Origin of the sequence: Rhodococcus ruber (assembly GCF_016804345.1) — a bacterium.
GTDB lineage: Bacteria > Actinomycetota > Actinomycetes > Mycobacteriales > Mycobacteriaceae > Rhodococcus > Rhodococcus ruber.
The window spans coordinates 838,958-863,425 of the sequence record NZ_CP044211.1 but is presented as its reverse complement, the minus strand read 5'-3'; the positions used below and the strand labels follow the sequence as shown (position 1 = coordinate 863,425).

The window sequence follows — 24,468 nt, the reverse complement described above, 5'->3', positions numbered from 1 at the left end:
GGAGATCAAGGCCCGCATCGAGGCCATGTTCGCGGACCGCGACCAGCAGGAGCGCCCGACGGCCGACTGACGATCGGGCCGCACGTCGAGAGGAGAAACCGATATGAACGCGAACGTGGTCGAGCTACTGCTGCTGCTCGGTGCCGCACTGGGCGGCACCGCAGCCCTCGAGGCCTACCTGGTGCGATCGGATTCCGCGCATCCGCACGTGTCCGACGACCTGGTCCGCCCGCCCAGGTACTGACGCGAGACCGCCCGTCCGGAAGACTCCCTTCCGGACGGGTCTTCTCATCCCCGGACGGCCCGGCCCGCGAAGCACGACGCGGGCCCGGTGCCACGGTCCGGGCAGGATCGGCAACATCCCGGTAGGCACCCGCTTCCACCCGGGCGATCGTGGCGTCCGCGTTGAGCGCGGCCTGCGTGAGCCTCCGGCCCGATGCTCCGTCGCCGGACCCGGTCAGGTCCGCCACGTCGCCACCTCGCAGATCGTCACTTCGCGTCCGCTCCCTGCAGCAGCCACCGGTCGTCCACCCGGTCGAGGGTGATCAGGAACCGTGTCGCGTCGACCCGCCCGTCCGGCACCGCGACGTTCTTCACGTCCTGGTCGAGGAACACGAGCACCGTCGCGCGATCCGCGTCGAGTGTCTCGACCGCGGCGTGCGACACGGTCGCGACGGAGACGCCCTGCCCGTTCTCCACGAGCCCGCGCAGGTCTCCCGCCACCGCGCGGTACTTGTCCGCGAACTCGGGGGTGGAGACGTCGGTGACCGCGGCGAGCGCATCGTCGAAGTGCCGGTAGTCGTAGGTGCCGAGCGCGATCGCGTACTCCCGCGCCCGTTCGAGCGCACCGGCCCGTAGGTCCTCGGCCTGCTCGGCCTGCCACCACCGGAAGCCGCAGAAGCCGGCGGCCGCGGTGAGCAGCACGATCAGGACGAGCAGCAGCCGTCGCCGCGGCCGGGAGCCCGGGGGCCCCGGGTCCGGCGGCGCGGGCGTGGCGGTGTCGTCGACGGCGGATTCGGTGGTGGATTCGGTGGTCGGCATCAGTTTCCCAGTCCTTCCAACAGCTTCTGCCAGTACTGCAGTACCTCGACGCCGGTGGGGACGAGCAGCGGATCCTCCGCCATGTCCGGTCCGGTCACCATTGCGGGGGTGGTCTGGTGTTGCAGGCCGAGGTCGTCGGGTCGTGGCGCGACGCGGGCGCCGCGCTGGGCGAGATCCTCGCCCGGCGGGCAGTACAGGGACAGGTTCGGGGTGCGGGGGCTCTCGTCGCCGACAGTGCGGCGCTGCGTGTCGTAGTAGCAGACCGGCCCCTGCGTGGCGACGAGCGAGAAGTCGCCACGGTCGCCTTCGACCACCGAGGTCAGGTCGCCGAGCGCCGCGGGGATCGAGTCGAGGCCGGCTGCCAGGGCCGGGGTGCGCGGGGCGAGCACGTCGCCCACGGTCACCAGGTTCGTCAGCAGCAGCCCGTAGTCGTCACGGGTGTCGGCGAACAACCGCTCCGTCTTCGCGAGGGCCTCCGGCGACCGGTCCAGCAGGTACACGAGCGCGTCCCGGCTACCGGCGAGTTGGTCGGAGACGTCCCGCACGGCCCGCATCGCGCCCGGGAAGGTGCCGGAGTTCTCGGCGAGCGTGTTCACCAGGTCGACCCCCTGCTCCAGCAGTGCCGCGAGGGTCGGCGCCCGTTCCGACGCCATCGTCGAGAGTGCATCGGCGTTCTCGAGCAGGGCCTGCAGGTCGGGCCCCGTACCCGCGAGTGCGGTGCCCCAGGTCTCGCCGAGCGTCGCGACCGATCCGGGATCGATGCTCTCGACGAGTGCGCTCATCCGGACGAGCATCTGGTCGAGCCGCAGTCCCTGCGCGTCCGCCGGCACCTCGAGGGTGTCGCCGTCGGTGAGATAGGGACCCTCGGCGGTCTGCGGTTCGATGTCGAGGGTGATGATGCCGATCGCGGTGCCCGTCGCGACGCGGCCCGTGCTGCCCACGGGGATCCGGGTGTCCGGATCCAGCGTGAGCACCGCCGTCGACCCGCGACCGCCGTCGTCGATCGTCACCGAGTCGATCTCCCCCACCGCGACCCCACGGTAGGTCACCGTCGTCCCGGGACCGATACCGCGCGCGTCGACCAGGTGCGCTCGCACCTCGAGGCCACCGCCGATGCTCTGCGGGCCGAGGACGTAGCGGACACCGAACGCGGTGGCCAGCAGACCGAGCACGACGAACAGCGAAACCTGCACCAGCACCGGCCGTTTCATCGGAGTCCTCCCTGGAGCAGGTCCGGCAGCCCCGACGGGACGGTGACCGGCGGCGAGGCGGCGGGCATCGGGACGCCGCCCGTGAGCAGCATGTCGATCGCTCCCGGCACGTCGAACGCGCCGTCGAACAGCAGATAGTCGCCGTGCACGGACCGGTTGAACCCGTCGACGAAGGCATCCATGTTGGTCAGCGCAGAGCCGACCGTCCGGTTGAAGTCCCGGATTCCGGCGAGGATCTCGGCGATGTCGTCGACGGATCCGCCCATCCGGCCGGAGTCGGCCATGATCGCGTCCAGCGACGTCAGCATCGTGGACGTGCTCGACACCAGGGACCGTAGGTCCGCTTCCTGCGCCGCGAGCAGGTCGACGATCTCCGCGCTGCTCGCGATGCCGTCGTCGATCAGCTGCTGTTGCTGCGCCAGCCGGGCCGTGACGTCGTCGGCGGCGCGCAGCGTCCGGGCGAGGTGATCGCCGTTGCCGGCCGCGAGCGCCATCGTCCGGTCCATCCGTTCGAGTAGGGTGCGGATCTTGTCGCCGCGACCGCCGAACGCGGTCGTGAGCTCGGTGGTGATCGTGCGGAGTTCGTCGAGGCCGCTGCCGCTGACGATCTGTCCCAGCATCGCGAACGTGGCCTCGAGCTCGGGGCCCCGCTCCGTCCGCTCGATGACGTCCCCGTCGGCGAGCGGCTCCGGTGACGGCTGCCCGGGCAGGTCGATCTGGACGAACGGGCTGCCGAGCGCGGACGGCAGCCGCACCGACGCGGCGACGTTCGCGGGCAGTTCGGCCCACTCGCTCATGCTCAGTTCGAGGAAGGCACGGCGGCCGTCCGTGGAGATCGACCGCACGCGGCCCACCACGGCCTGCCCGACGCGCACCTCGGTGCCGGGATCGACGCGGTCCGCCCCGTCGAACACCGCTGTCACCCGGTAGGTTTCGCCCTCGCCGCTGCGCCCGATCGGCAGCTGCTGCAGGCCCACGCCGCACCCCGTGGCCGCGACCGCCGCCGCGGCCAGGACGGCGGCGAGCCCGGCCGTGCGCCGGTTCATCGGCCGCCTCCCAGGGCCCGGTCCAGCGACTGGGGCACGAGATCCCGGAAGGGATCGGACAGGTCGATCGGGACGGTGATCGGGTTGGTGAATCCCGCTCCGGTGCACAACGGCAGCTGTTCCCGCTCGCACAGCTCCCTCGCCCGCGGGAACTGACCGATCCGGGTGGAGATGTTCAGCCGGATGCGGGCGGTGGTGTTCTCACCGATGGTGTTGTCGATGTTCTGCATCGTCAGCGGCAGCACGTCCAGCAGCTCCGCGAGATCGGCACGGTGCTCGGCGAACAGCCCGGTGAGCACCTGCGCGTCGGCGACGACGGCGTCGATGTCCTGCCCGCGGGCACCGAGCAGGGTGTCGAGCCGGTCCAGGATCGTCGTCAGCCGGCCGATCGGCCCGGCGACGTCGAGGTTCTGCCGTTGCAGCTCGGCGCCCAGGTCGGACAACCCGGTGGCCAGTTCGGACAGCGAGCCCTGACGGGCGTTCACGGCCTCGACCGCGATCCCGAGGTCGTCGACGAGCGCCCCGATGTCCTCGGATCGGGCGCCGACGACGGAACTCGCGGCACCCACCGCACGCAGCGCCCGGTTGATCTCGGGTCCGAGCCCCGCGGTGGCACCGGCGGCCAGGTCGAGGGTCGAGCCCAGCGCGCCGGCGTCCGGCCCGAGCGCCGCCGCGATGGTGTCGACGCTCTCGAGCAGTTCGTCCCAGTTGATCGGTGCGTGGCTGCGTTCGGGCGGGATGACGTCACCGTCCTCGAACCGGGCCCCGCCCGCATAGGCCGGGCTCAGTTCGACGAACCGGTCGCTGATGATCGACGGATTCATCACGAAGGCCGAGACGTCGGCGGGCAGGACGATGTCGTCGGGGATCCGCATCGTCACGGTCACGACGGTGCCGGCCGGCTCGACCGATTCGACCGTGCCGACGGGCAGCCCCAGGACGGCGACCTTGCTGCCGGGATAGACACCGCTCACGGACGCGAATTCGGCGGTCACGGTCCGGGCACGATCGGTGCCGACGAAGACGTACCAGGCCGCCGCCGCGCACACCACCGTGACGACGCCGATCGCGAGCCCGCGGAGCGCCCAGGTTGTCCGGGTGGTCACTGCCGTCCGGGTGGTGGTCACCGGCATCCCTCCATCACGCCGAGCGCGCACAGCAGGTTGTCGGGGATGGGGCCGGCGGGGGCGTGCACGTCGACCCAGTTGCCGTTGCCCGACGCGTCGGCGGCGGCACGCAGCGCCGGCGGCAGACGGGTCATCAGCACATCGATGTTCTCGGCGTTGCGGTTCAGCGTGTCGGTCACCGAACGCAGGTTGACCAGCAATGCGTCGATCTCCGCGGAGTTGTCCTCGAGGAAGGCGGCGGTGCGCTCGGTCAGCAGGCGCAGGTCCGCCACGAGCTGCCCGAGCGCGTCCCTGCGGGCGGCGAGCACCGACACGACGGTGGTCGCGTTCTGCACCAGCGCCGCGACGTCCTCGCTCTGCCCGGCGACGATCGCGGAGAGCGAGCGCGACGCCTCGAGCAGTGAGTGTATGCGGGCGTCGTTGCGCGACAGCATCTCTGCTGCGGCGGTGGCGCCGGCGAGGGCGTCGGCGAGCTGGGCCGAGTCGGACGGGACGGTGTCGGCGAGCGTCCGCATCATCGCTTCGAGTCCGGGCACGTCGAGATCGCGGGCCACCTGCCCGGCGTCCGCCGCGATCTGGTCGAGGCTGTACGGAACGGAGGTGCGTGCCAGCGGGATCCGGCCCTCGGGGAGTTCCCCGGCCCCGGCCGGAGTCACCGACAGGTAGAGCTTGCCGAGGATCGTCTTCAGCTTCACCTCGGCCGCAGTGCGATCGCCGAGCGGTTGGCCGCCGTCCACCCGGAACGTCACGACGACCCGGTCCGTTCCCAGCCGCAGGTCCTCGACCCGCCCGGCGGGCACCCCGGCCACGTAGACCGGGTCGTCGGGTTGCAGCCCCGCCGCGTTCGCCAGTTCCGCCGTGTACTCGTCGGTGCGGAGGAGGTAGGTGACCCGCGGTGCGGCGAGGGCGACGGCCATCACCGCCGCGACGAGGACGATGCCGACGGCCCCCACCACGAGCGGGTCGGCGGTCCGATCGTGCCGGCCCGCGAGCATCGCGAGTGCGGCGTCGCGGATCCGTCGCACGGCGCTCATCGGCACACCTCCGAGTAGGCCGGGCCGAAGAGGTTGACCTCGGCGTCGTGGCTCTTCACCGTGAAGTTGCACATGTAGAGGTTCAGCCAGCCGCCGTAGTCGCCGATGCGGTTGATGTTGCCGGCCAGCTCCGGAAGGCCGCTCATCACCTGATCGAACTGTCCGGTCCGGGGGATCCACGCGTCGGTCATCGCCCGCAGGTCGGTCACCGTGCTCGCGAGCGGGGCCGTCGCGCCGGCGACGAGTGCGGCGGCGGCACGGACGGAGGTGGAGCCGCGCTCGACGAGCACAGCGAGCTGATCGCCGTCCCCGGCCAGGGCGTCGCTGACGACGGCCAGTCCCGAGATCAGGCGACCGACGTCCGTACTGCGCCGGTCCGCGACGGCGACGAGCGTCTCGAGGTTGGCGGCGAGGCTGTCGAAGATCTGCTCGTGCTCGACGAGGTCGCTGCTCACCGACGCGATGTGCAGCAGCAGCGAATCCAGTGTGCTGCCCTGCCCCTGGAACGCCTCGACGACGGCGGTGGCGAGTGTGTTCACCTGGGCGGGGTCGATCGCCTCGAACAGCGGCTCGAACCCGTTGACGAGCGCGGTCAGGTCGACCGGCGGCGACGTCTGCCCGACCGGGATCGTGCCACCGTCGGGCAGTACGGTGCCGGTTCCGTCCTCGGGCAGCGTCAGCGCGACGTACCGGACGCCGATCATGTCGCCGTAGTGCACGTCGGCAGTGACGTCCGTGGTGAGCTCGAACTCCGATTCCACCTCGAAATCGACTACTGCTCTTGATGTTCCGTCGTCCTGCGGCGCGAGTGTCACGTCGGACACGCGCCCCACCCGCACACCGGCGAGCGTGACGTCGCTGCCGGGGCCGAGCCCCTCGACGTCCGTGAACTCCGCGGAGTATGCGCGGGTGGACCCGGCGATCGTCCTGTCGAGGGTGTTGCCGACGACGACCGCCGCCAGTACTCCCACGGCGCAGAACGCCGTGAGGCGCACTCCCGGTCCGAGCAGCGAGTTCACGAGACTTCCACCTCCGTGCCACGGACGAGCGGCGCGAGCAGGATCGACGCGGCGGTGGACGGATTCGTCCCCGTGGCCGCGGGATCGGACGGGTCGGCACCACCTGCGATCTGCTCCAGGTATCCCAGCGGCTCCCGCTCCGCGGCGGCCGAGAGGACGGGCTGCCGGTCGATCGGGCTCGTCCGGACGGGATCGTCGCAGTTCGCGCCGTCCATGCCGGGATACCGGGGGCAGTCGGCGGCGGTGTACGGCATCGGATCCGAGAAGTCCGCGACGGCGGTGATGTCGAACCGCCCGGTCGCGAAGACTCGTGCGCCGGCGTCGCCGAAGGTCGTGAGATGCCGCAGGGTGTCGTCGAGCCCGACGGTGTCGGCCGCGAACGTCTCGAGCACCGGCGCACCGTCGCGGACGACGGCGATCATCCGCTCGGTGTTCTGCGCGATCAGGGTGGAACCGTCGGCGGCCAGGGCGGCTCCGCCGCGCAGCAGGCGTGCCACACCGTCGCGGCGTTCGAGGGCGATCTCCGAGAGCTCCGCCGCGTTCTGCAGGGTCGCGACCAAGTCGTCGGTGGCCGCGGCCATCGACTCGGTCACCGCGGCGAGTTGCGGTGCGGAGGCCAGTCCCTCGTCGATCAGCGGGCCGAGCTGCTCGGTGAGCGCGACGCTGCGGTCGAGGGTGCGGCCGAGGGATTCGCCCCGTCCCGCCAGGGCCTGGCTCATCGCGTCGAGGGTGACGGCGAGCAGGTCCGGCCGCAGTTCCCGCAGGAGATCGGTGGTGGTGTAGTACAGGTTCGCCAGCTGCACCGCCTCGGCGGAGGTGTCCACCGGGATCTGTGTGCCGGCCCGCAGGCGGGGCCCGGTTGCAGGGTCCGCGGCCGGGACGAGTTCGAGGAAGACGTCGCCGAACAGGGTGCGCGGCACGATGCGGAGCTGCACCGAGGCGGGAATGTTTCGGAGCGCGCGGGCGTCGAGTCGCATCGTGATCCGTGAACTCGCGAGGCCCGCCTCGAGGTGCACGAGCCGGCCGACGTGCACGCCCCGGTACTGCACCCCGGCGGCGCCGTGGATCACTCCCGCGCCCGCCGGGACCACCGCGGTGACTTCCGGCTCGCGCGAGAGTCCGCCCGACCCCGAGGCGACGAGCAGGGCCCCCGCGACGGCGACGACCACGACGGCGACGACCCCGACGAGAGCCGCTCCCGCCCTGCCGGTTCCGTCTCGGCGCCGGCGACGGCTCTCGCGCCGCGGTGAGGGCGGCGCCGTGACGGCAGGACCCGACGCCGTCGCCTGCTGGGTCGTCACGACAGCCCCATCCCCGGCACGGTCGGCACGAGCCCCCACAACGCGAACGTCAGGACCACGTCGGTGACACCGATGGCCAGGATGCTGGTGCGCAACGCGCGCCCGGCCGCGCGACCGACCCCCTCCGGTCCGCCGGTGGCGTGGTATCCGTAGGAGCAGTGCACGAGTGCCACGATCATCGCGAACACCACGGCCTTGGTCAGCGAGTACCACAGGTCGGACGGGCCGAGCGCGAGGTGGAAGTAGTAGTCGTAGGTGCCCGCGGAGTTGCCCTGGAAGGTGACGACGACGAGCCGGGTGGCGACGTACGCCGACAGCAGGCCGACCATGTAGATCGGGACCACGCAGACGGCGGACGCGATCAGCCGTGTGCTGGCGAGGAAGGGCACCGACCGCACGGCCAAGGCGTCCAGCGCGTCGATCTCGTCGGAGATCCGCATGGCGCCGAGCTGGGCGGTGAAGCCGGTGCCGACCTTCGCCGCCAGCGCGACGGACGCGACGACCGGGGCGAGTTCACGGGTGTTGGCGATCGCGGACAGCATTCCCGACAGCGACGTCATGCCGATCAGCTCGAGGCCGCGCTGGGTCTCGACGCCGACCATCATCGCGGCGACCGCGGACATCGCGAAGACGATGCCGATGGTGCCGCCCCCGGCGAGCAGCGAGGCATAGCCGAAGCCGACCTCCCCCACGTGGTACGTCACGTGCTTGTGGTACCGGCGCAGCGCTGTGGGAATGCCTGCGACCGTGTGTATCCCGAACAGCACGTGGCGGCCGACGGTGGCGAACCCGTCGACGACGCCGGTCACCGACCGGTGGACGCCGCGCACCCGGGTGACGGTGGAATGGGACAGCATCAGTAGGTCCCCACGGCCGGCACCATCACGGTGTACATCTGGGACAGCACGGTATTGACGACGAACACCATCACGAAGGCGAGCACGACGGCCTCGTTGACGGCGTCGGCCACGCCGCTCGGGCCGCCCTTGGCGTGCAGGCCCTTGAACGCGGCGATGAGGGCGGAGGTGATCCCGAAGAACGCCGACTTCACCATCGCCATCACGAAATCCGACAGCCGGCCGTACTCGGTCAGCGTGCGCAGGAAGCCACCGCCCGAGGCGTCGTCGACGTAGATCTCGTACAGATAGCAGCCGCCGACACCCACGAGCGTGACGAGCGCGCAGAGCATCACCGACACGAGGATCGAGGCGAGCAGCCGCGGCACGACGAGCCGCTCGACCACGTTCAGCCCCATCACCTCCATCGCCTCGATCTCCTCGCGGATGGTGCGGGAACCCAGGTCGGCGCAGATCGCGGAGCCGCCGACCCCGGCGAGCATGAGTGCGCACACCAGCGCCGCGGCCTGACCCACCACGACGAACGCGACGATCGCGCCGGAGTACCCGCCGGCGCCGAGCCGGCCGGCGAGGGAGCCGACGGAGACCGCGATGAGCACGCCGACGGGCAGCATCAACAGCAGCGCCGGGCCGCTGCACACCTTCGCGACGAACAGCGCCTGTGTGATCGTCTCGCGGAGCGAGAGTCGACGGCCGGCGACGACGCGCACGGTGGTGGCGAGGGTCTCCACGGAGAACCCGACCAACGCACCGACCTGGATCGCCAGGTCGTGCACCGGCCCCCTCGCCTCGGGCAGCTCGAACGTCACTCCCATACCCCCGTACGCGTCATCGCGGCCTCCCGTCCCCCGACGGCTCCTCGGCGTCTCAGCCCTGGACGACCGCCGACAGGCCGCCGCGCAGCTGGTGCTTGACGACCTTGCCGCTGGCGTTGCGCGGCAGGGCCTCGACGATCACGACGTCCTTCGGATGCTTGTAGCGGGCGAGCCGCTCGTCGAAGAACGGCTGCAGCTCGTCCAGGGGAAGATCGTCGTGGCCGGGCCGCAACGCGATCACCGCGACCGGCACCTCGCCCCACTTCGGATCCGGACGTCCGATCACGGCGGCCTCGAGGATCTTCGGATGCGAGAACAGCACGTTCTCGACCTCGGCGCAGTAGATGTTCTCGCCGCCGGAGATGATCATGTCCTTCTTGCGGTCGACGACGTAGACGAAGCCCTCGTCGTCGACGCGCACGAGGTCGCCGGAGTGGAACCAGCCGCCGTGGAACGCATCTGCCGTCGCGGCCGGGTTGTTCCAGTACTCGCTCATCATGGTGGGTCCGCGGTAGACGATCTCGCCGACCTCACCGGGGGCCACGTCGTTCATCTCGTCGTCGACGACCCGCGCCTGGATGGTGGGAATGACCCGGCCGACGGAGCCGAGCTTGCGCAGCGCGTCCTCGCCGTCGAGCACGCAGGTGATGGGTGACATCTCGGTCTGGCCGAACACCGCGACGTTCGACGCGTCGGGGAACGTCTCGGCCATCGCGCGCAGGATCGTGTCGGACGACGGCGCAGCGCCCCAGGAGATGTTGCGCAGGGCCAGCTTCCGCGGGTTCGCCTGCTGTGCCGCGCACACCGCCTGCCACTGCACCGGCACCAGGAACAGGTTGGTGACCTGCTCGGCCTCGAGGACGTCGAGCAGCTCGTTCGGGTCGAACGCCCCCACCGGATGGATCACGGTGGCGACGCCCAGCATCAGGTTGGGTGCCATCGCACCGAGAGCCGCGATGTGGAACATCGGCGAGGCGCAGAACCCGACGCCGGACTCGTCGAACAGGTGGAACGCACGGATGCACGTGAGGGCCTGCGCGGACATGTTGCTGTGGGAGAGCACCGCGCCCTTGGGCCGTCCCGTGGTCCCGGAGGTGTACATAATCAGGGCCGGGGTGTCGTCCGGAACGTCGACCGCCGGGTGCGGCTCGCCGGTCTCGGCGACCAGGTCCTCGTAGGCGAGGCTGTCGCCGTCCGGGGCCCCGCCGACGGTGATGGACAGGCCGAGCCCGTCGCTCTCCGCGCGGACCGCGGCGGCCAGCGGAGCGAGGGGTGCCTCGACCACGATCGCCGAGGCCCCGCTGTCGTTCGACAGGTACGCCACCTCGGGCGCGGTGAGACGGAAGTTGACCGGCACGGCGATCGCGCCGAGAGCGTTCGCGGCCAGCACGGTTTCGAGGTATTCGGGGCGGTTGAGCATGAGCACGACGACCCGGTCACCGAAGCCGACGCCGCGCCGCGCGAGGGCACCGGCGAGCCGCTCGACCCGGTCGTGCAGCTCCGCCCACGTGATCGACCGGCCCTGGAACCGCAGCGCGGTGCGGTTCGGGATCATCAGGGCGTGCCGCTCGAGGTGGTTGTTCCAGTTGTTGCGACGCAGGCGCTGGGTCTCGGCGAGGGTGGAGGCGGTGACCATGAGGATTCCTCTCGGGGCGTGGCGGAGGTGCCGACGGGACGCGATCCGGGTTCTCGATGTGAGGCACATTACAGGCAGCGCCCCTGTTCGGCCAGCATTTTGTTAATGGTGATTCTCAGGGAGACAACCGGTTGAGGAGGGCGCGGGCGCCCGCAGCACGGAGCGCGTCTCGCATCGAATGATATTGTCGCCCAACGTCTTAACAGGGCAGTCCGACCGGGACGCAGCCGGGCGGCGACCGGGGTTCCCGCGCCGGTAAGTGCACGGCCTGTCGTCAGGGGAAACGCGGGGATCGCTTCTCGAGCATGGCCATGGCCGCCTCGGCGAAGTCCGCCGAGGCGAGCAGCTCGGTCTGGCCGCTCTTCTCCCGGGCCAGCGCGTCGTCGAGCAGGCCGAGCGTGGTGGCATGAAGTGCCCGCTTGGTCAGTTCGAAAGCGCGCCGTGGTTTCGTCGCCGTCCGAGCCGCCACGTCCGCGACATGCGCGGCGAACTGCGCGTCGGGCAGGGTGCGCGCGACGAGGCCGAACCGGTCGGCATCCGCGGCCGACACCCGCTCGCCGAGCAGCGCCATCTCCGCGGCCCGCGCACGCCCGACCGCCGCCGGGACGAGCAGGCTCGCTCCGCCGTCGGGCATCAGCCCCATGTTCACGAACGACAGCAGGAAATAGGCGCTCTCGGCGGCATAGGTGAGGTCCGCCGCAACAGCCATCGACACGCCCACGCCCGCGGCGGGGCCGTTGACGGCGGCGATCACCGGCACCGGAACCGTCGCGATGGATCGGATCACCGCGTTCGCGACGTCCATGACCTCGGCCGGATCGGCCGGGTTCGTCGCTGCCGCAGCGAGATCGGCGCCGGTGCAGAACGCCGTTCCCGCACCGGTGAGGACGACGGTGCGGACCCGGGGATCGGGGCCGGCCTCGTCCAGCGCGGCGCCGAGCGCCCGCATGGTCGGCAGGTCCACGGCGTTCATCCGCTTCGGCCGGTCGATGGTCAGCCGCAGGATGCCGTCGGCGAGTTCCGAGCGCAGCCCCTCCCCGGTCGGTGTGCTCACGCCCCGACCCCCTGTGCCACGAATCCGCGGAGCCGGTCCTCGATGATCGACTCCGCCTCGGACACCATGCGCTCGACGAGTTCGGCCACGGTCGGGATGTCGTCGATCAGGCCCTGGCTCTGTCCGGCCGTCCAGATGCCCGCCTCGAGATCGCCGTCCTCGAACACCTTCCTGCCCCGGGCGCCGGCGACGAGGTGCGCGATGTCGCCGAACTCCGCTCCGCGCGATTCGATCTCGACGACCTCCGCGCTGACCGAATTCGCCGCCACGCGGGCGGTGTTGTGCAGGGTGCGGAAGATGAGCCGGGTGTCGCGTTCGGTGTTGGCGACGATCTGTTCCTTGACCGCGTGCGCGACGGGCGACTCGACGGTGCACATGAACCGGGTCCCCATGTTGACCCCGTCCGCCCCGAGGGCTAGCGCCAAGGCCGTGTAGTTAGCGCTTGAGGCTTGTGTGTCAAGCCCTGGGAACGGGCAACGGAGTCCCTTGCTACAACAGTGTCGACCAAGATCACTGAAAACAAGGAACTCCGTTGGACACGCAGTCTGTCACCACCGGTTCGATCACGGTGGCCGGGGGTCGGTTCGCCCCCGGCCACCTCGGCGAACTCACTCAGCATCTGCCCTTCGAGATGGTCGACGAGGCCCTGGTCGCCACCGGTGCCATGCAGTCCCGGGTGCGGGATCTGCCCTCCCGCGTGGTGGTGTACCTGCTGCTGGCCGCCTGCCTGTTCCCCGAGGTCGGCTACTGCGGCGTCTGGCGCAAACTCACTGCCGGACTCGGCGGGATCGACACCGCCGCACCGACCGCCGGGGCACTGGCCCAGGCCCGCCGCCGCGTCGGCGTCACCCCCCTGCACTGGCTGTTCGACCTGCTGCGCGGACCAGCCCCGACCGGGACGGACCGACGCGGCACCCGATGGCACGGCCTGCTGGTCTGCGCGATCGACGGCACCGTCCTGACCGTGCCCGACACGGCGGCGATACTCACCCGCTTCACCAAGAACGGCGGCAACCACGGCGGCACCGGCTACCCCCAGGCCCGGGTAGTGGCGTTGCTGGCCTGCGGCACCCGCACCCTCATCGACGCGGTGTTCGGCCCCACCACCGTCGGCGAAACCACCTACACGGCCCGCCTGCTGCGCAGCCTCCGGCCGGGCATGATCGTGCTGGCCGACCGCAACTTCGGGGCGAAAGCCCTGATCGCCGATATTGCCGGGACCGGCGCCGAGGCCCTCGTCCGGCTCAAGAGCGGTCGCCGCATGCCGGTGCTGACGCGCTACCGCGACGGCTCCTACCTGTCCACCCTCGGGACGCTGCGGGTTCGGGTGATCGACTGCGAGGTCACTGTGGTCACCGCCGCTGGACGGCGCACCGGGGTGTATCGGCTGGCGACCACCCTGCTCGACCCGCACCGCCATCCCGCCTCGGAACTGATCGGGCTCTACCACGAGCGATGGGAGATCGAAACCGCGTACCTGGAACTGAAATCCAGCATCCTCGGCGGCCGTGTCCTGCGTGCCCGCACACCCGTGGGCGTCGAGCAGGAGATCTACGCACTGCTGGTGGTCTACCAGCTGTTGCGCACCGCGATAGCCGACGCGACCGGCATCGTAGGCGACCTCGACCCGGACCGGGCCAGCTTCACCATCGCCTGGCAGGCCGCCCGCGACCAGGTCGTCCACGCCACGAACGTCATCGCCGGTGAGGTCGTCGACCTGGTAGGAGCGATCGGCCGTCACGTGCTGGCGGGCCTGATGCCCGCCCGCCGGCTACGGGCCTGTCCCCGCATCGTCAAACGCGCCATCTCCAAATACCAAGCCCGGGGATCACACATCGACCGAACCAGCTACCGGGCCACCATGGCAATCGAGATCCTCACCGGCGAGCCTCCTGGACAACACACCACAGCCACTAACTGAACGGCCTTGGGGCTAGCGCGGCGACGAGGCCGCGGGCGTCCGCGATGCCACCCGAGGCGATCACCGGGATCTGCAGCTGCCGGCTGGCGACGGGGATCAGGACGAGTCCGGGCACGTCGTCCTCGCCGGGATGACCGGCGCACTCGAATCCGTCGATGCTGACGGCGTCCACTCCGACGCGTTCGGCCTTGAGCGCGTGCCGCACGCTCGTGCACTTGTGGACGACCTTGACGCCGGCGTCCTTCAGGTGGGGCAGGTGGTCGACGGGGTTGGACCCGGCGGTCTCGACGATCTTGATACCCGACTCGACGATGGCCTGCCGGTACTCGGCGTACGGCGGCGGGTTGATCGACGGCAGGATCGTGAGATTGACACCGAAGGGCTTGTCGGTGAGCTCGCGGGTCCGGGCGATCTCCTTCACGAGGTCCTCGGGCGTCGGCTGGGTGAGCGCGGTCAGGAAGCCCAGAGCGCCGGATTCGGCCACGGCGGCGACGAGTTCGGCGCGGCCGACCCACATCATCCCACCCTGGACGATGGGGTGCTCGACCCCGAATGCCTCGGTGAATCGGGTTCTCACTGGACCTCCTCGGATCCTGGACCTGCGCCGCGACGCGCATCGGACGGACACGTCCGGCGCAGCGGCCGGACACCGTGGTGACATCGGGAATGCTCGTTAACTTTCGCGGTGCGCAACCGCGTTTGTCAAGGGTTCTCCGCTGGCCTTTCCGTGGGGCGTGGCCCTCCGATTCGCCGACGCAGATATGGTGTTGGCCGCTAACGTGTGCGATAGGCTGCCGGCATCACGCCCGGCATGAATGGAGGTACGGTGGCGGAGCAGACCCGGGCCGGTTCGCGGGCGACGCGGACACGGTCGACCGCCCGCACGGCGACCGAGGGAGCACCGGCTCCGCGACGACGGCCGAAGAACCGCAAGGCACAGATCGCGGCGGTCGCCGCCGAGGCGTTCAGCGAACGCGGGTACCACGGTGTCGGGATCGACGAGATCGCTGCCGCGGTCGGCATTTCCGGCCCCGCCCTCTATCGGCACTTTCCCAACAAGTACGCGTTGTTCCGCGACGCCGCCCTGAGCCTGGGCACGACGCTCGGGACGGCGGTCGCCGAAGCGGACGCCGCGAGCCCCTCGAGCGCCGACCCCGGCGAACGCCTCGACGGCCTGCTGCTCGCCGCGATCCGCACCACCGTCGAATGCCGCCGCACCGCCGGGCTCTACCGATGGGAGAGCCGCTATCTCACCGCGCCGGACCGCGACGCGGTCCGGCGAGAGATCTGGGGGGTCAACCGCCGGATCGGGGCCGCGCTGGCGGCCCTGCGACCCGGGCTCCCGGAACCGGACAACGTCATCCTCAGCGCGGCCATGCTCAGCGTCGTCGGCAGCATCACCGCACACCGCGCCCCGCTGGCCAACCGCCGGATCGAGCGGCTGCTGCTCGAGGCCTGCCGGTCGGTCGCGCGTGTCCGTCCGGCGACGACCGACCGGTCACACGACGAGCCGGCCCGTGTCCCGGGCCTCGCCGTCGCCAACAAGCGCGAGGTGCTGCTGCACGAAGCGATCCTGCTCTTCTATGCCCGCGGGTACCACGACGTGAGCATCGAGGAGATCGGCGCGGCGGCCGGCATCAACGCCTCCGGCGTCTACCGGCACTTCGCGAGCAAGGCCGACCTGCTCGCCGCGGCCTTCCACCGGGCCGCGGACCGGCTCGCCGTCGCCGTGAACGGCACGCTGGCCGACTCCACAACCCCGGCCGAGGCACTGTGCTCCCTGACCCGCGTGTACGTCCAGTTGTCGTTCGCCCGCAGCGAGCTGATGGTCGTGTACTTCACCGAGATCGGAAACCTGCCCGATGCACACCGCACCGACCTGCGCAACATCCAGCGGCTCAACGTCGAGGAGTGGGCCCGCCTGCTCGGCGAGGTACGTCCGGCCCTGTCCGCCGTCGAGTGCCGATTCCTGGTGCACGCCGCGCTCAACCTCGTGCTCGACGTCGGACGTCTGTTGCACTTCGACGCCACCCCCGCCAACGAGACCCGCGTGCAACAGCTCATGCTGGCGACCCTTCTCGGCGACCCGGCGGCGGACGCGTGACGCGCACGGCACTCGCCGCGGTGGTGCGGGAGTACGGCGCGGACCCGCAGCGATGCCGTCGAGGCAGTACTCACCTTCGACCGTCAGGAGTGACCATGACCGTGGCCGACGAGCTGGCCGCACTGCGCCGCCGCACCGACACGATCTCGCCGCGCGAACTCGACGACCTGTGGGCGCGCCTCGAGCCCGCCCGCATCGACGATCTCGTCGGATACCGCTGGCGCGGATTCAGTTTCGACACCGGCCACCGCACCCACACGCTGCTGGGCAAGGCCCGGTGGTACGGCAAGCAGTTCGCCGCCGCCCACGACGTGCAGCCGCTGATGTGCCGGGACGCGAGCGGTGAGCTCTACTCCGACGTCGAAACCGGGCGCGGCGAGGCGTCACTGTGGGAGGTCCGGTTCCGCGGCGAGGTCACCGCCACGATGGTCTACGACGGTATGCCGGTGTTCGACCACTTCAAGAAGGCCGACGACGACACGCTCGTCGGCGTCATGAACGGCAAGGGCGGGCTCGTGTTCGACGCGGGCGAGCACTACTGGTTCGGTCTCGAACGCGACATCGCGCTGTAATCCCCTGCACCGCAAGCCTTCCGCCGGACACCCCCACGCTCCACAGGACCGAATGTGACATCCGGTCGATGTGATCGACCGGATGTCACATTCGGTCACTCGGGGCGCCGGTCCAGGTGCTCGAGCAGCCGGCGGACCGCATCGTCGAACTGCCCCGCGGTCTGCGCGATCACCTCGTCGCGGTCCCCCCTGCGGAACGCGTCGATCAAGCGGGCGTGCGAGTCGACGGCCGACCGGCCCCACTCCGGGTCCGCGGTGTAGAGCCGGTACGGGGTGTAGCGGGCCGCGCTGTAGAGGAACCAGGCGAGCTTCGGGCTGTCCGCGATCCGGTTGACCTCGCGATGGAATTCGAACTCCGCAGCGGCGATCCGGTCGGCGTCCGACGACGAGACCGCGCACCGTAGCGCATCGTTCAGCGCGGTGAGCCGATCGAGGTCCGCAGCGTCCGCGACCCGCAGCACGCGCACCGCCAGTTCCACCGCGATCTGTTTCTGCAGCCAGAAGATGTCGGCGACGTCACCCCGCCCGAGCGGCGAGACGACGTAACCGCGGTTGGGCACCGACTCCACGAGACCTTCCCCCCGCAGGGTCAGCAGCGCTTCCCGGACCGGGGTGACGCTGACCCCGAGTTCGGCTGCGGTCTCGTCGAGCCGCACGAAGTCGCCGGAGCGCAGCGCGCCGGAGATGATGAGGCCCCGCAGGTGGATCGCGACCTCCTCCGAAAGCTGAGGCCGTCGCCGCAGGGAACGGGCCGGTGCCGCCATCGTCTACAGTCCGTAGCTCTTGCCGATGATGTCGCGCTGGATCTCGTTGGTGCCGCCGAAGATCGTCGACACGATCGTCCGGCGGACATGGTGCTCCATGTCGAACTCGGTGGCGTACCCGTATCCGCCCATCATCTGCATGCCTTCGAGGGCCGTCTTCTTCGCGACCTCGGTGGCCTTGAGCTTGACCATGGACGCCGCGCGCGGAAACAACGTGCCCGGGTTGTCGTCGACGAGCCGCGCGACGCGGTACACGAGCAGGCGCGTGGCCTCGATCTCGGTGGCCAGGTCGGCGACGCGATGACGGATGGCCTGGAACGTGCCGACCGGCCGGCCGAACTGCTTGCGTTCGGTGACGAACTGCAGGGCGTCGTCGAAGGCGCGCTGCGCGGTGCCGAGCATCATCGCGGCCAGGATGAGCCGCTCGGTGTTCAGCCCGGCCATCAGCTGGGTCCAGCCGTTGCCGACCTCGCCGACGACGGCGTCCGCCGGCAGATGCACGTCGGTGAGGTAGAGGTCGTTGACCTCCTTGCCGCCCATGGTCTCGATGCCGCTGATCTTCAGCCCCGCGGTGCCGGCCGGCAGGTGGAACATCGTCAGGCCCTGATGCTTGGCGCCGCTGCGGTCGGTGCGGGCAACGAGCAGAATGTTGTCGGCGAAGTGCGCGTTGGAGCACCAGGTCTTCTGGCCGTTGATCAGCCAGCCGTCGTCGACCTTCTCGGCGCGGCAGGTCAGGGCGCCGACGTCGGATCCCGCCTCGGGTTCGGACATGGAGATGGACTGGGATCGACCCTCGACGATGCCGCCGAGCACGGTCTCCTTCTGCGCCCGGGTGCCGAACTTCTCGTAGGCGGCGCCCGTGATGAGGGTGGGGCCGATGCCCCCGATGGGTGCCATGCCCCGTGTGCTCTGCTCGAGCAGGATGCACAGGTCGACCGTGCTGCCGGCGGAGCCGCCGAACTCCTCGGGCACCGTCACGCCGAGCCAGCCGAGCTCGGCCATCTTCCGGTAGAGCTCCTGGTTGTGGCTGTGCTTGCCGTGGTCGGTGAGGGCGTCTCGCTGTTCGCGGGTGCCGACCTCCCGTCGGCAGAAATCGGCGACGGCTGCGGCGAAGTCCTGCTGCTCGGGAGTGAATTCCGTCAGGTTCGTGTGCATGGGATCGGCCTCCTGGCCTGGACAATTAGTGGGGGGTTGTCGACACCGGGCGCGCCGCCTAGTGTGATATCCACGACAGTGAATCACATCAAATATATTTGATGTGGCCCAGCGAAGGAAGCGTCGCCCATGACCCAGGAACTCACGCCCGCCGATACCCAGTCCCCGGCCCCTCCGGGGGATACCTTCGCGAGTCTCGACCCGCGCAACGGATCCGTCCTCGCCGAGTATCCGATCGCCGGTGCCGCCGACGTCGCCGCCGCCGTCGACCGCGCGCGTTCGGCGGCCCGATGGTGGGCCGACCAGGGCTTCCGGGGCCGCCGCGACTGGCTGCTCGAGTTCAAGCAGGCCGTCGCCGCCGACGCCGAGCCCCTCGCGGCCCTCGTCTCCGCCGAGACCGGCAAGCCCCGCGGTGACGCCTTCCTCGAGGTGATGCTCGCGATCGAGCACCTCGACTGGGCCGCCCGCAACGCCAGGAAGGTGCTGCGCCCGCGCACGGTGCCGTCCGGTCTCGCCAGCGCCAACCAGCGGGCCACCCTCGAGTACCAGCCGCTCGGCGTGATCGGCGTCATCGGACCGTGGAACTACCCGGTCTACACCCCGATGGGCTCGATCTCCTACGCCCTCGCCGCCGGCAACGCCGTGGTGTTCAAGCCGTCCGAGCTGACCCCCGGCGTGGGTAAGTGGCTCGAGGAGAAGTGGAACGGGCTCGCCCCGACGCAGCCGGTGTTCCAGGTGATCACCGGCCTCGGCGAGACCGGGGCGGCACTCGCCCGCTCCGGCGTCGACAAGGTCGCCTTCACCGGCTCCGGCGCCACCGCCCGCAAGGTCATGGCCGTGTGCGCCGAGACCCTCACCCCGCTCGTCGCCGAGTGCGGGGGCAAGGACGCGATGATCGTCGCGGAGGACGCCGACCTCGACAAGGCCGTGGAGATGGCCGCGTTCGGAGCGTTCGGGAACGCGGGCCAGACCTGCGCCGGCGTCGAACGCATCTACGTCGTCGAGCCGGTCTACCGGCAGTTCCTCGACAAGCTCACCGCGACCATGGAGCGGGTGCGCCCCGGCGGCAGCGACGACGCGAGCTACGGTCCGATGACCCTGCCCCGGCAGATCGACATCGTGCGCGGCCAGATCGACGACGCGCTCGAGCACGGCGCCCGCGCCGTCGTCGGCGGCCGCGAGTCCGTGCACGACCGTTACGTCGACCCGGTGATCCTCACCGACGTCCCGGAGCGGTCCTCGGCGGTGTGCGAGGAGACGTTCGGCCCGACGGTGGTGGTCAACAAGGTGCGCGATCTCGACGAGGCCGTCGAGCGCGCCAACGCCACCGACTACGGTCTCGGCGCGTCGGTGTTCACCAAGGACCGCGCGCGTGGACGGAAGATCGCCGACCGGCTGCGCACCGGCATGGTGTCGGTGAACTCGGTGCTCGGTTTCGCGGGCATCCCGTCGCTGCCGTTCGGTGGCATCGGCGAATCCGGATTCGGCCGCATCCACGGCGCCGACGGCCTGCGCGAATTCAGCCGCCCCAAGTCGGTGACCGTCGAGAGGTTCCGGGCCCCGCTGAACCTGCTCACCCTCGAACGCACCGCGCGGGACATGAAGATCGCCGCGTGGATGCTCCGCACCCGGCACGGGCGGTGACGCGGATGACGTCGACCTCCCCCGACCGCACCCGGGAACGCACGCGCGGGGCGTCCGTCGTCGCCCGCCCCGACGCCCGGACCGAGAAGGCCGCCACCTTCCCCGCGCCGAACCAGGACCCGCACGCCGGATTCGGGCGATTCGGCTGGCTGAAGGTGATCGAGGGCCTGGACCCGGTCACCCACCATCAGGACATCCTGCGGATCACCGCCGGGTACGAGTTCCCTTGGGACTACCAGCGGTCGCTCGAGTTCGCGCTGTTCCGTACCTACTGTGTGCCGAGCATCTCCGCGCTGCTGGCCCGCACCGGCGAGTTCGAGCACCGCCCGCAGAAGCGCTACGACGACACCGCGATCCTGATGTCCGAACTCGTCGAGCACGGGTACGACTCCGACCGGGGTCGCGAGTCGCTGCGCAACGTCAACCGGATGCATGGCAGGTATTCGATCGACAACGACGACATGCTCTACGTCCTCTCGACGTTCGTCTACGACCCGATCGACTGGATCGACCGCTACGGCTGGCGGCGGCTGCACCCGCACGAGCGTCTCGCCTCGTTCCACTTCTACCGGCAGGTCGGAATCCGGATGGGGATCAAGAACATTCCGGAGTCGTACCAGGACTTCCAGCGGTTCAAGCTGGACTACGAGGACGAGCACTTCACCTACAGCGACGACAACCACCGCATCGGCACCTACACCCTGCGGCTGTTCCAGTCGTGGTACCCGAAGGTGCTCGCACCCGCCGTCGCCACGGCCGTGTACTCGCTCATCGACGAGCGGATGGCGGCGGCATTCGGGTTCCCGCAGGGGTCCCCGCGGGTCCGGGCCGTCGCGGAGGCCGCGCTGCGGGCCCGTTCGGCGGTGGTACGCCGGCTGCCGAAACGACGGACCTCGATGGCCGCGAGCAATCCGAGCAACCGCACCTATCCGGGGTACCCGGAGGGCTACCGCCTGCGGGACCTCGGCGTGGAGTACTAGACCCGGGGAGGGAGGAGGCCGGTTCGCCGCCGGCACGCGGGCGGCGGACCGGCGTTACTCATACGGAAGGCACCTCGGAGGTGACGTGCTCGACGGGCCGCCGGTTCGCCGCCGGCAGCGCGAGCGCGGCCACGAACACCACCACCGCGCAGGCAGCGCACGCCAGGTAGGCGATCGAGAAGCCCGCCGCGGCGATGCCGCCGTTCACCAGATGCGCCGCAAGGACGGTCGCGACCACGGCGCTGCACACCGTGCTGCCCGTGGTGCGCAGCAGCACGTTGACGCCGTTCGCCGCGGCGGTCTGCTCGAGCGGGACCGCACCCATGATCAGCACCGGCAGTGTGCAGTACACGAGTGTGGTGCCGATGGCGGCGACACCGAGCGCCACCACCACCGACCACAGCGGCTTGTCGGGCACCGCATGCAGCGAGTAGCCGCCCAGCAGGAACAACGCGCCGGCCAGCATGGGGACCTTCGTGCCCCACCGGTCGGACAACCGCGCCGCGACGAGGGCGAACGACATCATCGCGAAGCTCGCCGGCAGCTGGCACAGGGCCGCGAGCAGGATCGGCAGCCCGTACCCGGCGCCGTGGTCGGGGTCGGCCTGCAGCAACTGCGTGGTGATGAGGGTGTTGCCGTAGAACGCGAACCCCACCAGCAGGGCGGCCAGGTGCGGCATCAGGACCGTGCGCCGCGCCGAGGCCCGCAGATCGACGAGCGGATTGCGGTTGCGCAGCTGCTGGAATCCCCACAGTCCGAACAGCACGACGGCGGCGGCGAACATCGACAGCACGGCGGGGCTGGTCCAGCCCCAGGTGCTGCCCTGGGTGAGGGGGACGAGCAGGCTCACCAGCGCGGCGCTCAGGCCGACCGCGCCGACGCCGTCGAACCGGCCGCCGGTGCGGGTGCGGGACTCGCGGATGAACACCGCGGCCGCGGTCGCCACCGCCGCGCCGATCGCGGTGGTGACCCAGAACAGCACGTGCCAATCCGCGAACTGGACGATGGCGGCGGCGAACGGGATGCCCAGCGCGGTGCCCAGGCCGAGGGTGGAGCTGAGCAGGGCGACGGCGCGTCCGACGCGGTCCCTCGGCAGTTCCTCCCGCAGGATCGACATGCCGATCGGAATGACCGCCGCGCCCGCGCCCTGCAGACCGCGGGCGGTGATGAGGACCGCGATGTTCGAGCTGATCGCGCACAGCAGCGATCCGACGGTCATCAGGACGAGCGCGACGAGCAGCATGCGCTTCTTGCCGACCATGTCGGCGAGCCGGCCGAAGATCGGGGTCATCACGGCCCCGACCAGCAGGGTGGCGGTCACCAGCCACGACACGGCCGTGGTGCCGGCGCCGGTCAGCGCCGGCATGCTCGGCAGCAGCGGCACCATGACCGTCTGCATGATCGCCTGGAAGATCGCCCCGACCGCGAGGATCGGGAAGACGAAACGCGACGGCCGGGGCGCGACCGCCGTCGCCGCCCCGCGGGCGGGCGGCCCGGCGAGCGACCGGTCCGGCCGGGATCCGCGCAGCCGGAGGGGGTGGGTGGACACGTACGCCATCGGCCCTCCTCCGCGCGGGGTGAATAATTGTTTACCAGGCTAAGTGAATAGCCGTTTACCCCGCAACAGAGGTGACCCGCATCTCACTCCGGGCCGTCGGTCACTCCGCCCCGTCGAGCAGCTCCTGCACCAGCGGCGCGTACCGCGCCACCACGTCCGGCACCGAACCGGTGGCGCGCTCCGCGAGCATGCGCCGCCGCATGATCGCCAGACCCATCACCATCGACATCGCCAGCTCCGCCCGCAACCGTGCATCCGGGCCGGGCAGGCGTGCCGCGAGCGCGTCGATCATCTGCTTCGAATAGTTCTCCCGGAGCTTGCTGTTGCTCTCCTCGCTCGCCCCGCTCATGAACAGGATGTTCATCGAGAGCGGCTTGTACGGTTCGAGCGGCCGCGCCAGCATCGACACCATCCGCTCCCCCAGCTGTTCGAGGGGACCGTCGAACAACACGTCCGCCGCGCTCTGGAAGTCGACCAGCGCGTCGAACAACTGCTCCTTGGAACCGAAGTACTTGATGATCAGCGCCGGGCTGACGCCGGCGTCCTCGGCGATGTCCTTGAGGGTGATCTCGCGGTACGGACGCGTCGCGAACGCCATGCCGGCCGCGTCGAGGATCCGGCGGCGCGTCTGCTCCCCGGTGCGTCTCGGGGCGGTCACAGTGTGCGTCGGCCCGAGAGCGCCCGCCCGAGGGTCAGCTCGTCGGCGAACTCGAGGTCGCCCCCCATGGGCAGACCGGACGCCAGCCGCGTCACGGTCAGGCCGGGGAAGTCCCGCAGCATCCGCACGAGGTACGTCGCCGTGGCCTCGCCCTCCGTGTTGGGGTCCGTCGCGATGATCACCTCGGTGACGTCGACGCCGTCCTCCTGATTGCCGATGCGGGTGAGCAGCTCACGGATCCGCAACTGGTCCGGACCGATGCCGCTGAGCGGATCGAGGGCGCCGCCGAGCACGTGGTAGCGCCCACGGAACTCGCGGGTGCGCTCGATGGCCTGCACGTCCTTCGGCTCCTCGACCACACAGATCTGGGTCCGGTCCCGGCGCGGATCGGAACAGATCCGGCACCGCTCCTGATCCGCCACCGTGCCGCACACCTCGCAGAACCGGACGCCGTCGCGCACCTGCTGCAGGGCCGCCTGCAGCCGGTCGAGCTCCGGCGGCTCGACCGACAACAGGTGGAACGCGATGCGCTGGGCGCTCTTCGGACCGATGCCCGGCAGCTTGCCGAGCTCGTCGATCAGGTCCTGGACCGGTCCCTCGTACACGTGACTCCTCTAGAAGCCGGGCAGACCGGGAATGCCGCCGCCGAGCCCACCGGCCAGGGGGCCGAGCTTCTCGGAGGCGATCTCCTGCGCCTTCGCCGACGCGTCGGCGATCGCGCCGATCACCAGGTCCTGCAGCGTCTCCACGTCCTCGGGGTCGACGACCTCGGGGTTGATCCGAAGGCCGACGACCTCACCGGTCCCCTTCACCGTCGCCGTCACCAGGCCGCCACCGGCCTGGCCGGTCACCTCCGCCTGCGCCATCTCCGCCTGGGCGGCCATCAGCTGCTGCTGCATCTGCTGCGCCTGCGCCAGGAGCTGCTGCATGTCGGGCATTCCACCGGGTTCCACAGGCATGTCCTTTCGCGG

23 protein-coding genes and 2 pseudogenes are annotated in these 24,468 nt (G+C 70.5%); 6 read left to right on the top strand and 19 right to left on the bottom strand.

Going from position 1 to position 24,468, the window contains the following annotated elements:
* Positions 1-103 precede the first annotated feature (103 nt).
* Positions 104-244 carry a hypothetical protein gene (locus F1734_RS04025; RefSeq protein WP_017681531.1) on the top strand — a complete coding sequence of 47 codons (141 nt, stop codon included), beginning with the start codon at positions 104-106 and terminating at the stop codon, positions 242-244.
* A 245-nt stretch (positions 245-489) separates the two neighbouring features.
* On the opposite strand, the gene F1734_RS04020 is transcribed toward F1734_RS04025, so the two are convergent.
* The 12 genes and pseudogenes from F1734_RS04020 to F1734_RS03965 all read right to left on the bottom strand — a co-directional run.
* Entirely contained in the window at positions 490-1,041 is a 552-nt protein-coding gene (locus tag F1734_RS04020; RefSeq protein ID WP_048773648.1) for a hypothetical protein, read from the bottom strand.
* Positions 1,041-2,252, bottom strand: a complete 1,212-nt coding sequence (locus tag F1734_RS04015; RefSeq protein WP_048773646.1) for an MlaD family protein — start codon at positions 2,250-2,252, stop codon at positions 1,041-1,043. Before F1734_RS04015 ends, F1734_RS04020 begins: the two co-directional genes overlap by 1 nt.
* Complete coding sequence (locus F1734_RS04010; RefSeq protein WP_048773644.1) at positions 2,249-3,298, bottom strand: MCE family protein; 1,050 nt, start codon at positions 3,296-3,298, stop codon at positions 2,249-2,251. Before F1734_RS04010 ends, F1734_RS04015 begins: the two co-directional genes overlap by 4 nt.
* Positions 3,295-4,431, bottom strand: a complete 1,137-nt coding sequence (locus F1734_RS04005) for an MCE family protein (RefSeq protein ID WP_048773643.1) — start codon at positions 4,429-4,431, stop codon at positions 3,295-3,297. Before F1734_RS04005 ends, F1734_RS04010 begins: the two co-directional genes overlap by 4 nt.
* Positions 4,422-5,459, bottom strand: coding sequence for an MCE family protein (locus F1734_RS04000; RefSeq protein WP_200903469.1), 1,038 nt, complete (start codon positions 5,457-5,459; stop codon positions 4,422-4,424). Before F1734_RS04000 ends, F1734_RS04005 begins: the two co-directional genes overlap by 10 nt.
* Positions 5,456-6,478 (bottom strand): MCE family protein, encoded by a 1,023-nt coding sequence (locus tag F1734_RS03995; RefSeq protein WP_048773642.1) that lies wholly within the window; start codon positions 6,476-6,478, stop codon positions 5,456-5,458. Before F1734_RS03995 ends, F1734_RS04000 begins: the two co-directional genes overlap by 4 nt.
* Positions 6,475-7,779, bottom strand: coding sequence for an MCE family protein (locus F1734_RS03990; RefSeq protein ID WP_234574918.1), 1,305 nt, complete (start codon positions 7,777-7,779; stop codon positions 6,475-6,477). The genes F1734_RS03995 and F1734_RS03990 overlap by 4 nt, the downstream gene beginning before the upstream one ends.
* Positions 7,776-8,636, bottom strand: coding sequence for an MlaE family ABC transporter permease (locus F1734_RS03985; RefSeq protein WP_040273608.1), 861 nt, complete (start codon positions 8,634-8,636; stop codon positions 7,776-7,778). Before F1734_RS03985 ends, F1734_RS03990 begins: the two co-directional genes overlap by 4 nt.
* Complete coding sequence (locus F1734_RS03980; protein ID WP_026137959.1) at positions 8,636-9,445, bottom strand: MlaE family ABC transporter permease; 810 nt, start codon at positions 9,443-9,445, stop codon at positions 8,636-8,638. Before F1734_RS03980 ends, F1734_RS03985 begins: the two co-directional genes overlap by 1 nt.
* Positions 9,446-9,503: 58 nt before the next feature.
* Entirely contained in the window at positions 9,504-11,087 is a 1,584-nt protein-coding gene (fadD5, locus tag F1734_RS03975) for a fatty-acid--CoA ligase FadD5 (protein ID WP_048773639.1), read from the bottom strand.
* Positions 11,088-11,361: 274 nt separating this feature from the next.
* Complete coding sequence (locus F1734_RS03970; RefSeq protein ID WP_048773637.1) at positions 11,362-12,141, bottom strand: enoyl-CoA hydratase; 780 nt, start codon at positions 12,139-12,141, stop codon at positions 11,362-11,364.
* Positions 12,138-12,563: pseudogene (locus tag F1734_RS03965) on the bottom strand (NAD(P)H-dependent flavin oxidoreductase); the annotation flags it as partial. The pseudogene F1734_RS03965 and the gene F1734_RS03970, both read right to left, overlap by 4 nt.
* 110 nt (positions 12,564-12,673) lie before the next feature.
* On the opposite strand from F1734_RS03965, the gene F1734_RS03960 reads away from it, so the two are divergent.
* Positions 12,674-14,062, top strand: a complete 1,389-nt coding sequence (locus tag F1734_RS03960; RefSeq protein WP_203011375.1) for an IS4 family transposase — start codon at positions 12,674-12,676, stop codon at positions 14,060-14,062.
* Positions 14,063-14,072: 10 nt separating this feature from the next.
* Here F1734_RS03960 and F1734_RS03955 read toward each other — a convergent pair.
* Positions 14,073-14,639: pseudogene (locus tag F1734_RS03955) on the bottom strand (NAD(P)H-dependent flavin oxidoreductase); the annotation flags it as partial.
* A gap of 249 nt (positions 14,640-14,888) precedes the next feature.
* On the opposite strand from F1734_RS03955, the gene F1734_RS03950 reads away from it, so the two are divergent.
* Together F1734_RS03950 and F1734_RS03945 are read left to right on the top strand one after the other, a co-directional pair.
* A complete protein-coding gene (locus tag F1734_RS03950) occupies positions 14,889-16,166 on the top strand; it encodes a TetR/AcrR family transcriptional regulator (protein ID WP_048773635.1) in 1,278 nt (425 codons plus the stop codon).
* Positions 16,167-16,261: 95 nt separating this feature from the next.
* Positions 16,262-16,738, top strand: a complete 477-nt coding sequence (locus F1734_RS03945; RefSeq protein WP_017681521.1) for a DUF4334 domain-containing protein — start codon at positions 16,262-16,264, stop codon at positions 16,736-16,738.
* 95 nt (positions 16,739-16,833) lie between these two features.
* Here the strand turns inward: F1734_RS03945 and F1734_RS03940 are convergent, their stop codons facing one another.
* Positions 16,834-17,502: a GntR family transcriptional regulator gene (locus tag F1734_RS03940; RefSeq protein ID WP_017681520.1), complete on the bottom strand. Its 669-nt coding sequence runs from the start codon at positions 17,500-17,502 to the stop codon at positions 16,834-16,836.
* A gap of 3 nt (positions 17,503-17,505) precedes the next feature.
* Positions 17,506-18,657, bottom strand: a complete 1,152-nt coding sequence (locus F1734_RS03935) for an acyl-CoA dehydrogenase family protein (protein ID WP_203011374.1) — start codon at positions 18,655-18,657, stop codon at positions 17,506-17,508.
* Positions 18,658-18,786: 129 nt separating this feature from the next.
* Here F1734_RS03935 and F1734_RS03930 point away from each other — a divergent pair, with 129 nt between their 5' ends.
* Both F1734_RS03930 and F1734_RS03925 read left to right on the top strand, forming a co-directional pair.
* Positions 18,787-20,301: an aldehyde dehydrogenase family protein gene (locus F1734_RS03930; RefSeq protein WP_010594932.1), complete on the top strand. Its 1,515-nt coding sequence runs from the start codon at positions 18,787-18,789 to the stop codon at positions 20,299-20,301.
* A 5-nt stretch (positions 20,302-20,306) separates the two neighbouring features.
* Positions 20,307-21,281 carry an oxygenase MpaB family protein gene (locus F1734_RS03925; RefSeq protein WP_040273673.1) on the top strand — a complete coding sequence of 325 codons (975 nt, stop codon included), beginning with the start codon at positions 20,307-20,309 and terminating at the stop codon, positions 21,279-21,281.
* 58 nt (positions 21,282-21,339) lie between these two features.
* Here the strand turns inward: F1734_RS03925 and F1734_RS03920 are convergent, their stop codons facing one another.
* The 4 genes from F1734_RS03920 to F1734_RS03905 all read right to left on the bottom strand — a co-directional run bounded on the left by F1734_RS03920 (position 21,340) and on the right by F1734_RS03905 (position 24,435).
* Positions 21,340-22,839 (bottom strand): MFS transporter, encoded by a 1,500-nt coding sequence (locus tag F1734_RS03920; protein WP_017681517.1) that lies wholly within the window; start codon positions 22,837-22,839, stop codon positions 21,340-21,342.
* A 100-nt stretch (positions 22,840-22,939) separates the two neighbouring features.
* The gene (locus F1734_RS03915; RefSeq protein ID WP_010594929.1) at positions 22,940-23,497 is read right to left on the bottom strand and encodes a TetR/AcrR family transcriptional regulator; all 558 of its coding nucleotides are present in this window, start codon (positions 23,495-23,497) and stop codon (positions 22,940-22,942) included.
* A complete protein-coding gene (gene recR, locus F1734_RS03910) occupies positions 23,494-24,102 on the bottom strand; it encodes a recombination mediator RecR (RefSeq protein ID WP_010594928.1) in 609 nt (202 codons plus the stop codon). Before recR ends, F1734_RS03915 begins: the two co-directional genes overlap by 4 nt.
* A 9-nt stretch (positions 24,103-24,111) precedes the next feature.
* Positions 24,112-24,435 carry a YbaB/EbfC family nucleoid-associated protein gene (locus F1734_RS03905; protein WP_048773633.1) on the bottom strand — a complete coding sequence of 108 codons (324 nt, stop codon included), beginning with the start codon at positions 24,433-24,435 and terminating at the stop codon, positions 24,112-24,114.
* Between the last annotated feature and the right edge of the window lie 33 nt (positions 24,436-24,468).